Annotated in this window: 5 protein-coding genes; 1 reads left to right on the plus strand and 4 read right to left on the minus strand. The window is 45.0% G+C overall.

Going from position 1 to position 12,723, the window contains the following annotated elements:
* Positions 1-481 precede the first annotated feature (481 nt).
* The gene (gene nhaC / locus CZ379_RS25165; RefSeq protein WP_110934554.1) at positions 482-1,858 is read left to right on the plus strand and encodes a Na+/H+ antiporter NhaC; all 1,377 of its coding nucleotides are present in this window, start codon (positions 482-484) and stop codon (positions 1,856-1,858) included.
* 334 nt (positions 1,859-2,192) lie between these two features.
* Here nhaC and CZ379_RS25170 read toward each other — a convergent pair whose 3' ends face one another.
* The 4 genes from CZ379_RS25170 to CZ379_RS25190 all read right to left on the minus strand — a co-directional run bounded on the left by CZ379_RS25170 (position 2,193) and on the right by CZ379_RS25190 (position 12,421).
* On the minus strand, positions 2,193-2,990 hold the full coding sequence (locus tag CZ379_RS25170; RefSeq protein WP_110934136.1) for a sensor domain-containing protein: 798 nt from the start codon (positions 2,988-2,990) through the stop codon (positions 2,193-2,195).
* A 310-nt stretch (positions 2,991-3,300) separates the two neighbouring features.
* Positions 3,301-4,245, minus strand: coding sequence for an S-layer homology domain-containing protein (locus CZ379_RS25180; protein WP_234405013.1), 945 nt, complete (start codon positions 4,243-4,245; stop codon positions 3,301-3,303).
* A 125-nt stretch (positions 4,246-4,370) separates the two neighbouring features.
* Complete coding sequence (locus CZ379_RS27030) at positions 4,371-7,826, minus strand: stalk domain-containing protein (protein WP_199925775.1); 3,456 nt, start codon at positions 7,824-7,826, stop codon at positions 4,371-4,373.
* Between the two features lie 290 nt (positions 7,827-8,116).
* A complete protein-coding gene (locus CZ379_RS25190; protein ID WP_199925776.1) occupies positions 8,117-12,421 on the minus strand; it encodes a LuxR C-terminal-related transcriptional regulator in 4,305 nt (1,434 codons plus the stop codon).
* Between the last annotated feature and the right edge of the window lie 302 nt (positions 12,422-12,723).

Here is a 12,723-nt window from a genome sequence, read left to right on the forward strand (position 1 = left end):
TCCATTATTCTTAAGTCAACGGTTCCACATCTTTTACACTTATAACATGCCTCATCACTTATGATCAACCAGAGGTACTCAGGGATATTACAAATCATAAAAATTTTAAAGTAGCTTTCGGATCTTCGTAAGCTACTTTTATGCATATGGGTTGGTTTAACTTGTCAATACCATTATAATGTGAGCGAAGTGATGCTCTTCATATTTCATGGAATCACCTCTTGTCAGCTTGAACATAAGACAAATAACGAGGGTAATTTGTTACAAACCAGTATGGCAGAGCAGAAGAGCCAAGTTTCTCAGTACAGCTGGGAATTTGGCTTTTTCTTATGGAATGTATTTTTTAACATTGACTCGATCTCAACTTATCGTTTATAGTACCTACGTGCTTCAATGCGAAAAAGCCTAAAAGCATAAAAGTAAAGGACGGCTGGAGACAATATCTTCAACCGAAACCTCATATATAAGGAGCTCCAGCATGATGGATCGACAGCTTAATTTTTTACAAAGTATGATTCTTATCGTTTTCATTCTTGCATTTCTATTTATTTCGATCTTTATATTCAAGGCGGAGCCTCATATCCCGCTTCTGGGTGCAACGATCGGCACTGCCGCCATATTACACTTATACGGAGTTTCCTGGAGCAAGCTTGAATCCTCTATCATTCAAGGCATACAATCCGCGATTATGCCGATCTTGATTCTTTCGCTTATTGGAATATTAATTGCCGTTTGGATGATGAGTGGAACCGTGCCGACCATCCTGTATTATGGACTGGATTATATTGAACCGCATTATTTTGCAGTGAGCGCGTTATATGTCACCATCATTGTATCAACGTTCACCGGCAGCTCGTTCACCACAGTCAGCACGGTCGGTGTCGCCTTGATGGGAATTGCCATGACAACGGGAATTTCACTTCCTCTAGCAGCGGGAGCCATTGTCTCAGGCGCCTGTTTTGGGGATAAAATGTCTCCGTTGTCCGATACGACGAATTTTGCACCTGCAGTGGCCGGCATCTCTTTATTTACACATATTCGTAATATGATGTATACAACGGTTCCCGCGTTAATTATCACAACGATATTATTTCTTCTGATCCCGACAACCGGGTCTATGGATTTGAGCTCTATTCGGTCCATCAAGGAATCATTGCAAAGTGGGTTTCATCTTCATTGGTTAACGCTGCTATCACCCCTTGCGGTCATTGCATGTTCCGCAAAGCGTATTCCGATCCTTCCCACATTAATAGTAGGCATTGTTACTGGACTTTTGATCACAGCATTTGTTCAACAGCAAGCCTCGATAGGCAGTTGGTTCAGTGTGATGCAGGACGGTTACAAGAGTACCATCGTAAATGAGACTGTAGCTGAGATCGTGAACCGAGGCGGCCTGCAATCAATGATGTGGTCGGTGTCCCTGATCCTGATTGCTTTATCATTAGGTGGATTGCTGCAGCACTGTGGAGTCATCGAAGCCTTGTTCCGTAAATGGATTGAGCCGCTAAAACGGCGCAGCAGCATTGTTCTTATGACGGGCGCATCATCGATCGCCGTTAACGGCATGACAGGGGAGCAGTATTTATCTATTCTGCTGCCGGGCCAAATGTTTAAGGATGAGTATACCCGTAGACAAATTCCGGCCAAAACCCTGTCACGAACCTTGGAGGATTGCGGAACACTCGTCAACCCTCTGATTCCATGGGGCGTCAGCGGAGCTTTTTTCGCTGCGACCCTTGGAGTTCCGGTTCTTGAATATGCCCCATTCGCTGCATTCCTATGGTTAAGTCCGATATTCACTTTCGGCTTTGCCTTGATTCCGCAACTACAGAAAAATTCGCTGGGAACAAGTAAGTGATACCAATGGATTGCTGGTCTTGTATCCTGAATATTAGGAGGCAAGGCCGATCGATCGCTTTTTGAATCACCGCTTCGTTCTCGGGGGTCGAGAGAAGCCGTTGCTTCATCGAGGAGAATCTTTGTTCAGAGTCCAACGATCATCCGGCCTAGGATGCTGGAAATTCAATCGTGACGCAGATAAGTTCCTTGATCAAGTCACTTCCAAATAAAGGGTAAAACTACCCCTGCTGGAGCAGAGTAAAAAGAAAGAGGGTGCTTAATCACAAGCCCCTCTTTCTTTTTACTGATTTAATTGTCCTTCTGTTCAGGTATTCACTCCCACAATGCCTGATTTAAAGCTCTCTATAAGCTGGCTGCATGAACTCCGGAGTGGATTGATCCACCGGGGGTTCATAATATGGCGACTGAACTGACGCTTGTGTTTGATCGTGCAATGGCATTGTCGGCTGTGCTTTTTGATAGGGCTCATCTACAAACATGATTCTGCGCTGAATTTGCATGAGCCCATTCACGACGCGAAGTGCGATCCAAAAAAGTACAAATCCCACGCCTACGTAAAGCATATATTGCTGATTATAGGTCCAATCAATATGAAAATAACTGAACAAACTATGTTCCAAAATATCCAACTGCATTTCATTCATCAAAATGATATGCACGACTGGAAGTGCAATAAATCCAAGTCCTAGTGAAATCGCAGTTACCATAATAACAAAGAATACAATGCCTGTTACAAATCTCATGATTACGAGCAGCAGATTTCGAATAAATAGCCCACCGTCAAAACCTCTCACCATTCGCATAAACCAGTTCTGCCCAACATTAGACTGTTGATTATAGTTATACGAAGCAGGAGCAGTCGGTAAACCTAAAATTTGTCTAATCATGCCTTGTTCAAATTTCACAATCCCATCCAACAGCTTAGCTACTCCAAAAAACAAGGGTATCCCGATAAATATTGGAGTTAAAGCGATTGAAAGAGCGAGCCCCGTTATCGCTACTGTAAAATAGATAATCCCTAATGGGAGAGATAGCAATAAATAGAGGATCGTTGCATAGGTTTTTGGATTAAAAAGCACCCAATTCACTTTACCTGTCGGCGTTTTGGCATTCACTTCGGTTGCCTTCATATCAAACACTTCCTTTGATTCATAAGTTCACGTTCTAAGTTATGAATCCTATTATAACCGCCTTATTCGCCTGTCATAACCGTCTTAGGGAGTGTCTGAACCCCGCCTTTAGCCTAGGATCTGTATCCGCTCATTAGAAGTTTCGTTATGTTAATTATGGAGCCAAGTGGGATCGAACCTCTGACCTCATCGCTGCCAGCGATGCGCTCTCCCACAAAGGGTAGTTTCACTGTCCATTAAGGTTGGAGGCGATTTCGATAAGCAAAACGCGAAGATCCCTTTAGAGGTGCCTTCGCGTGAGTATTATGCTCTATGGATTGACTTCCAACATTCTAAGCAGCATCACCGCTGCTTCCGCCCGCGTTGCCGTGTCGTCCGGAACGAAACGGTTCCCGCCGCGGCCATTAACGATGCTAAGCTCACGAATCGCTTCGATCGAGCCCTTCGCCCATTGCGGAATGGCTTCGTCATCTGAAAATCCGGTTGACACATTAGTGTCAAGCTGCAGCTTGAGTGCTCTGGCGATCATTGCTGCCATTTCAGCACGGGTGATGCTCGCATTTGGACGAAATGTACCGTCGCTATAGCCTGTAACAATCCCTGAGGCTGCGGATTGTGCTACCGCTGTTTGTGCCCATGTGCCAATTTCTTGCACATCGCCAAAGCGGAGCTCAGTACTCTCACCTCTTGAATTTATGGCATTCATTAGCATAAGCGTAAATTCCGCACGAGTGACCCTGCTATTCGGCTTAAATGTGCCATCAGGATAGCCGCTGACGGTGCCTTGTTCTACCGCTTGTCTAATCTGAGCTTCTGCCCAATGTCTACTAATATCGGTAAACGTTATTTCTTCCTTTGGCATCTCTGGCACTGATTCTTCATCAATTACCAATACCGCAAATTTCGCAAAGTACTCCACATCTATGCTAATCGTATCGCCGTCCACTTGACCACCTATATTAACCCATTTTTTGTTCTCTTCATCACAATAGGAAATAACAGGGTATTGCCCATTCTCTACTTTAGAAGGGTCATACTTGAACGTCAAGGTGACAGGCTTGTTAAAGTTGCCCGAAATATTGCTAAGTAGTTCAAAGACCGGACTTGCAAATACTTCCCCGTCGTTTTCCAAATGGGCTGTATCGAGCAGTTCCTCTATCGTTATTATGAGTTCTTGGGAATAGTTTACTATAAGAGACGTAACAATTTGGTAACAGTTCAGTATTTTCACGTACTTGCTCAGTTGCCTGACCATGTGTTCGCCCATTTGTCGGTCTTGACGATGCATTCGCCTAGCCTGTGTAAAAAAGCGGAGAACCCAAGTCTAGCCGGCTCTCCGCTTTCATTTATTCGCTGACGGTGAATCGACACTCCTATAGCTTAATCGATAGAACTCGTCGTCACCAAAAGATCTGCGAATCCCATAATCTCTTTATCATAATTAACAGCTACTACGCGCAATTTATAAGCCGTATCAGGCTTTAGATCAACAATCGATATAGTTCCATCAGAGATTGTTTCGAACAGCTCATCATCAATATAGATATGATAGATCAAGTCTTCATCCCAATAATTATCCCAATAAAGAATAATGAACTCCGTCGATACTTCAGCCTCCAAACCAGCTATGACAGAGTAGAGCCCAAAATGAAAGGATGCTTCGGCTATCCCGCCACTGCCATCATCAGCAGTAATCGTGATTATAGTTGAACCCATACCATATGGAAAAACAGTAATAATAGCTCCTTCTGCTTCAACTTTTGCAATATTAGAATTACTCGAATTGACCGTGAACGTTAGCGTGTCACCATCTGCATCATGGAAAACCTCGCTCACATCTATTTCAAAAGACTCCTCTGTGTTTACCATCCGATCTGATAACGGGTTGATGACCGTAGGTGCAGTATTGGACGGTGTTGGTTCTGGCGTTGGTTCTGGTGTCGGTGTCGGTGTCGGCGTTGGTGTTGGTGATGGCGACGGTGTTGGTGATGGTGTTGGTGATGGTGTCGGCGATGGCGTTGGCAATGGTGCTGCCGTTGATGGCGAAGGTGTTGGCGCCTGCGGCCGCTGTGCTGCCGCCTGCTGCTGCTTTTGCCGCTCCAATGCTTGTTGTTGCTGCACGAACCTTTGTCTTTCTTCTTCCAACAGCTGTTGCTTGAATAAATCTGCTGCTCTCTTCGCGGCTTCTTCTTGCTGCTTCTTATTCTCCAGCTCCAGCCGTTGTTTTTCTGCTAAGAGTTTAGCGAGCAACCCAGCTTGTTGCTGCTGCTGTTGCTCACGCAGCTTATTTTGCTCCTCCTGCTGTCTCTTTCTTTCCTGTTCCAATCTTTTCTGTAATTCCTGCTGCTCTTTTTGCTGCTCCGTTAATTGAAGCGGAGGAACATTGTTTAAATCGATATTACCCATAATTTCCTGAAGCCGATCTTCATCTATTTTCTGTTGATCGAGTGCCTGCTTTGCAATATTGGCGAGGAGGTTTTCTAAATTTTGCTGATATTGATTAAGCTCGTCTTGAGATAGACCCAACGGATTATCGCTTGGGTTAGATCCTGAAAGTTCGTTCTTCCATCCCTCCAGCATCTCCGCATTTTCTTGATCGATCTTCTGCATCTCCTTCAAAAACGCTTCGATGACAGCAGGTGAAGCATTTTTAATGAAATCGGCTAGATCAACTGGAGAAGGGCTAGAAGACTGATAATCGCCTGATCCTGGAATAAAGCCCAGCTGCTGAGCAGGATATACGAGACCTGGGTTCTGACCAGTTCCGTTACCGCCAGCTTGAACTAAGCCGCTGACTAGAAAAAGTGTCGACTGGCCCGTAGTAGGAACGATACCGACATAAAAATTTGTTCCGCGAACATCTGTCACAGCCGTAGGAGTCATCAATTTGAATGTATCCTTCGAGTCAACCAGCGAGGACACACTAGCCCCAACCATTCCGCTCCATAGATAAAAGCTCGTATGCTCAACATGTGACGTATTACTTAAATTAGAAATGTATAGATTAGAGTTCTCACTAATCGTAATTTCATCCTTGCGATCAACCGTTTTCAATATCGCGCTTGAACTATTTTCAGTGATGATCTGATCACCATGATTAAGTTTTATGAAATTATAGGCTCTATAGGTCAATGAACCCCCCGCCTCTTTTACCCAAACTGTTCCCTTAATCTGTTCTAGTGTCGCTGTCCTTGAATTTCGATCCGCTACAGGTAGCTTATCGACCGCTTCAGCTATTTCTCTCAAAATAACTGCACTCGTACTGGGTTCCCATTCTACATCTACCCCAAATGCCTCGCTGAAAAATCTAACCGGGACATAGATGCGACCAGCTTTAATATAAGGTGCTGCCTCCATCTCTTTCTTCTCTTGTATATCAGCAGCATTCTGGATAGAAATCATAGGACTTCCAACCTGAAGTGTGATTGTTACCTCACCTTTTGTTAATTCAATAATCCCCTCATTATCATCCAATCCAACTTCATAGTCCATTTTCTCACTTAACGCTCTAACAGGAACCATCGTGCGTCCCTTTACAGTCTCGGGCTGCGCATCAAAGCTAATGATCTGATCCTCGAACACAACCTTCACCTGATCATTTTGTGGCAAATTGCCAGGAAGCTTATAAAATTCAAGCTCACGAATTTTATTGTTGTAGCTGTCCGCAATGAGCAAGTTACCATTTGGCAGAACGGCTACATCTGTTGGTTGATGAAGCAGATTATGACCGTTAATGCCGTCTACTTGACCAAATTGTGCAGGTACACCAGCTATTGTGCTCACTTGTCCATTAACAAGATAACGAATCGTGTGATTAAGACTGTCGGCAATAATTAGCCCTTGTTCCTCTGTTAGGGCAATACCTCTAGGAGACTGAAAGCGTGCCTCTGAGCTGGATCCATCCGCATAGCCACCTTTACCATACAGAGCACCCTTCGCATACACTGGCGCTTCCCCCTGAGACAAGCCTGCTACCGTTGTAACTGTACCTTCAGCCATATCTATATATCGAATAACATGATTGCCAGTATCACTTACATATAAATTGCCTTTATTGTCGATTGCAATACTGGTAGGCTCATTAAACTTAGCTGCTGACAACTCACCATTCGCGTAATCGCCTGCAGGAACCGCATATCCGGCAATAACCTCTACGACACGATCAGAAGGAGCATTCAGTGTAGTGACCTGGCCCTCCGGTGATATTTGGCGAATTAAATGATTTAAGGTATCCGCAACGAATAAGGTTCCGTCCGCAGCTACAGCAACATCTTGAGGATGATAGAATTTTGCTACTTTACCTTCCCCGTCAACATGGCCGAGAATGCCGTCTCCAGCAATTGTTGATACCATTCCATCTTTTGAAATTTTCCGAATCAGATGATTTTCTGTATCCGCTATATATACGTTGCCTTCCGAATCTGTATCCATGCCCGAAGGATCGTTGAATACAGCCGTTTGCTTCGTACCGTCGTTCCATCCTCCACTCGGAATTCCACTGGCATCTACGTCTAGTATAAAGCCCGCATAAGTGGAAACCTGACCATCCTTAATCTGTCGAATCAGATGGTTCCTGCTGTCTGCAACAAGCACAGAGCCATCCTTCAATACAGCCATTCCTTGCGGCATACGGAAAGACGCTTCCAACGCTGCTCCGTCCCAATCATTAAAATCACCGTTGCCTGCTATCACGGATACGCTTGTCAGAGCTTCATGGCTACCGCTTGAAGGTTGCTCACTTTGTATAGCAGCTGCTCCTGCAGCTCCTGCAACCGTGCTTCCAATCAACGTCAAAATCATAATAGTCATTATTAATTTGCGACCTATTACTCTCATATCGATCTCCTCTTCGCCTAAGTTATACCAATTGGTTGTTAAAGCATATAAATTAATTTTCACCAGAGAAGCAGTCATAGATTTTTAATTTGAATACTAGCCTTAAGAATCCCCTTCCTTTCTCGACCCTTTCTCATATGCCCGATATGATCGTTGCTAAGTCCGAATGCACACATCACAAAAAAACCTACTCTTCGAGGAAATCCCCTATCCTTCGAGCCTAAATGACAGCATAGATCGAATGATAGGAGAACGTATCCTACGAAAGTAGTAGAGTGCAAAAACTATCCTTAATTTTTAATAATATTTAACTCTTTCGCTCGCACAACGGCTTGTCCCCGCCGCTTCACACCAAGTTTTCCATAGATATTAGAGGTATGCGTCTTGACCGTTGTTTCCGAAATACCTAATCGCTCCGCAATATCCTTGTTGGACAATCCCTCAGCGACAGCGGTTAATACTTCGATTTCTCTTTTTGTCAGCGATTCGATCAAACTCTGGTTCGCCAGTTCTGGGACAGATGGAGCACGGTCTTCTGCAGCTGCCGTCTCCTCAAGCAGCATGCTCGAATAGATCATTCGTGTGGCGATAAGCTCCAGCACATGCAGATCACGATCTGTAAACACACATGATACCTGCCGATTTTCCAGATACAATATCAGAGGAGACCGCTCCCTCGGAACCCTAATCGGCATGCAGAGGATCGATCTCGGGCGCTCGCTCTGTATATAAGAGTCCTTCACATAGTAGCTTTGGAGTGCATCTTGCAGCACAACCGATTCATTCGTCATAAGGACATGTCGCAGGATGCTCTCCGAATATGCGCTGGACACCTCCTCGATCGACTCTTGTTCTGACTTGGCTTCGATCTGATAGCGGGCTTTCTGGTTGCTCAATACGTATCCGCGATCCGCACCCGCTTGTCGAAGCGCCGCCTCTAGGAAGCTTTGCTGCCACTTGTCTTTATTCAGCTTGGAAGACATTGTGACAACCTGCTGTATAAGCTCGTCTGTCGAATTCCTACGCTCTTCTGATGCTTTATGCTCCAACATTTTTACAACTGTATCCTTACTTTCGATCTCCAAGATCTGATCTTCTCGTGGCATCAACACATCATTTAATAGGTCATCATAGCGATTTCGGATCTGAGTAACTTTGGAGGTGATGCCCCATACGGAATAAGCGGTACAGGCATCCATCATGGCGATTGTCGCTCCTGAAGGGCTCCTCACAATCGTATGATAATACACAGCCAGCCGTTCACAAGCGATACCTTCCATTAAACCATACTGCTCTGCTCTCGCTTGATTAACCGCAGCCGAATATTTCTTCAGCACATCCAGCTGATTCCCATTGATTCGTTCCCATTCCGCTTTCAGAAGCAGATGTCCAGAGGTGTTTGATCCAAGAAACCCTCTCCATCTTTGCATTTTTCCTATTTGTGTGCGGATCGCTCGTCGAATGCGCTTACGTTCATGGTCATTCACTTCAGGGTATAATGCAGCCAGCGTCAGCGTTTCATACAAGCGCTGTTTACGGATTCGTACCCAATCGGACGCAAACTCATTCTCCTTTGCTCGTTCCGCCCAGTACATAGCTTCCCTGTAATAGCCAGATAAATAAGCTGCTTCTAGCTTGCAGACATAGCTGTAATTATCCTCACTATCGGGTTCTGAAGCACCTGACGAATCAGGGATAGCAACGAAGCTGCTTTGCAAAGTCTCATCTTGCAGAGCTGTTATATAGCTTCTTGCAACCTGCACGATTTCCAGCGTCTTATCGCTTGCGCTCACCCGCAGCTGATCTTCAAAATAATCCAACAAATCAGATAAGGTAAACAAGCTTCCATGATGCGTAATGAGACATGTGATCATGGCTAGATTAGCAAAGCCGATATCCCCCTGTCTCACTCCTCGACGCATCGCCTTATTCAAATAAGCGGATGCCTCTGCAGGCTTATCCAATTTAACAGACAGCGCGATGATATAATCGAGGAGATGATTCGACCACATATGGGAAGAATCCTGGTTGGTAGCACCGATCATGCTGGAAATTGGAATAGTTCGAGTATAGTTCGGGAGCGCTCTTTGTACCAGCGTTTCATAACTTATCATGATATTGATTAGATACTCATTCATCCCTGCCTTTATCCCGTAGCGAATAAATCTGGCCAACAATTCGATTAAAGCCTTTGCATTATGCATAAGCAGCGGTAAAGTAACCAGGAGTATAAGCCAACATAACGTCTTATAGTCTTCATCGTGATTAACAGGCAATTGATGAAGCTTATTACGCACTCGAGACAAGTGCAGCTGGGTATGCGCTACTTCCTTAACGATTGACGGATTAGATACTTTAGTTCGCAAGCTCCATCCATAATCCGCCAACGCCTCTCTCCCATACTTGATCGCAGCCTCGTTCTCAACAAACGTATGAAACTGAATCAAAGGCACCCAGATCTGTGAACGCTCTGCCAGGGTCATTTCCCGATCACACTTCGTCAATTCCAATAATATCTCTCTCGCTTGTTCCATATTGCTACTCATATATTCATTCCACGCCAATGCCAGCTTCAACTGAACATATAGAGAGCTCGAATCACTCTCTGTGTCTCCGTTTACAAACTTCATCCCGGCTTCGGCATATCGCTTCCCCTTAGCATATTCCCCGCGGGCGATAGCATTGCGCGCTGCATGAAGATTATACTCAGGGAGCTGCGCCTTCTCGTCCGCTTTCATATAGGTAGCACCAAGATTCAGATGATCGATCGGAGCTAATACAGTCTCGTCATTCCATTCAAGCTCGTGACGCTGAAGCTGCAGCCTTCCAATCTTCAGATGCGTAAGCGCGTTCTGTTTCTTATTAAATCCATAGGCGATCTGATGCATATGATCATCCAAGAACAGATAAAGCCCTTCATATCTATTGCCAGGCTCTGTATCATCCTCACGGCATACAATTCCTGCTGCCTCTGCTTCTTGCAGCAACCGAAATGTTTCTTGTGACGAATAATCACACGCTTCCGATAGGAGCGATAAACGAAACACCGATCCAATAACAGCAGCCGTGGACAATAGCGTCTTCGTATCATCGGAAAGATTTGTAAAGCTCGACTCCATTAATGAATGATTGGGCTCCAGACTGCTCATTTTTCCTATAATCTGACTATCCCATGTCCATTGGCGCCGCTGCTCGTCGAAACTGAGCTGCTGCTCTCTTACCCAGCCTTCCAGCAAACGTCGTATGGCTCCTGGATAACCTCCAGTTTGATCATACACAGATCGTGCCAATAATCGGATTCGAGCCGTGTCTTCAACTATCACATCGGATAAATATTGTCTGATGTCTTCATATTGCAGGTGGGAAAGAGCAACTTGTTCGGTAGAATGAACACGCATTCTCTCTGACAACCAATCAAGCTTAGTTATAGGTTTCCGACCCTCTTCATCTGAATTGCAATTCAGCTCCGTGCGCCAAGCCCCGATCAAGACGAGACCAGGAATCATTTCCCCCAGCGTAAGCTTACGAATGACAGAATCCGTTCCTTCATCCGCCCATTGCAGGTTATCCATAAATAGAACAAATGGAGATTTACCTTCAGCAAAACAACGAATCACGGCAAGCAGCAGCTCCTCGCAACGATTCTGATCCGTTATTTCCGAGGTTAATCTCTCATCCGACTGTTCTCCAATTAACGGCTTAATCTCAGGCAGTAACGAGGCTAGCACTCTCAAGTCGTGGCCGCATTCAGTATACAGCCTAGCCTTTAACTTCTCTATTACCTCGTGTGGCTCGCTCCACAGCTGATGAATCCATTCCCGCAAGGCTTGCAGAAGCGGCTCATAAGGCTTGACTTGCTTCTGTCGATCGTATTCGACGCTCCCTGTAACAAAGCTTCCGCCTCTGTACGCAATGTCCAGCTGAAGCCTATGAACTAGAGTAGTTTTTCCGCTCCCCTCACCACCCGTCACCCAGCGAAACACTTGCAAGCCCTGTACAGCCTGTTCCAGCCCATCCTCCAACTGTTTCATAGCGAAGCTGCGACCGTAGAATGCGTCCGATAGGCCAAACGAACGGAGCTTATCCATTGAGCCTAGCTCAAAAGAAACTAGCGTTCCGCTGCTCTCCAGCATGCTCTCGCATTGCTTAAGATCATCAAGCAAGCTATAAGCGCTCTGGTAGCGTTCTTCTGGCGACTTAGCCAGCAGCTTCAACAGAATCGATTGAAGTGGTTCATCCCATTCCTGTCGAATTTCGGACAACGGCGGCGGCATCTTATAAATATGTATGTCATCCCAACCCTCAGCATGTTCAGGTCGAAACGGCATTTGTCCCGTCAACATCTCATAGAAAATGACCCCTAAAGCATAAAGATCACTTCGATTATCTGGCACACGATTTAGCCGCCCTGTCTGCTCTGGAGCCCGATAAGCTGCATCCCATTCCGGGCCTTCACCTAGAGTAGCTTCCTTACTCTCCCATTGGATGCTGATATTCGAAGGGTTCAAATTCCCAATCATTGCGGTCTGATGATGTGCACGACAAACCATCTCTGTTACTATGATCGAAAGTCGCACAAATTCTGCTGATTCCATAGGCGAATCTGCTATGTAATTAATTAGTTTCTGTCGATTGTTATTAATCATAAGAACACCTAAAATTTTATATTTTAATCCTTATACTTCATGATAAGAAACGATTAGTCAAGTAGTTAAAGGGATGGATCAAAAAGAAAAAGCCGAGCGACGTTCAGGAGTATCTCTGAACAGCAATATCTCCGAAGAGACCATTTTCCTGCAGATCTAGGCTTCAACCATAAGTTTTGGGTAGTTTCCTTTAATTTTTCGACCCAAAGCAAATCCGTATAGTCAGTCACTTTGGATAAGCCTAGATATAA

Origin of the sequence: Paenibacillus bouchesdurhonensis (assembly GCF_900155685.1) — a bacterium.
Lineage (GTDB): Bacteria > Bacillota > Bacilli > Paenibacillales > Paenibacillaceae > Fontibacillus > Fontibacillus bouchesdurhonensis.

What these genes read in the sequence shown, in the direction of transcription:
- nhaC (WP_110934554.1), top strand. Translation starts at nt 482, where the DNA reads ATGGATCGACAGCTTAATTTTTTACAAAGTATGATTCTTATCGTTTTC.
- CZ379_RS25170 (WP_110934136.1), bottom strand. Translation starts at nt 2,990, where the DNA reads ATGAAGGCAACCGAAGTGAATGCCAAAACGCCGACAGGTAAAGTGAAT.
- CZ379_RS25180 (WP_234405013.1), bottom strand. Translation starts at nt 4,245, where the DNA reads ATGGTCAGGCAACTGAGCAAGTACGTGAAAATACTGAACTGTTACCAA.
- CZ379_RS27030 (WP_199925775.1), bottom strand. Translation starts at nt 7,826, where the DNA reads ATGAGAGTAATAGGTCGCAAATTAATAATGACTATTATGATTTTGACG.
- CZ379_RS25190 (WP_199925776.1), bottom strand. Translation starts at nt 12,421, where the DNA reads ATGGAATCAGCAGAATTTGTGCGACTTTCGATCATAGTAACAGAGATG.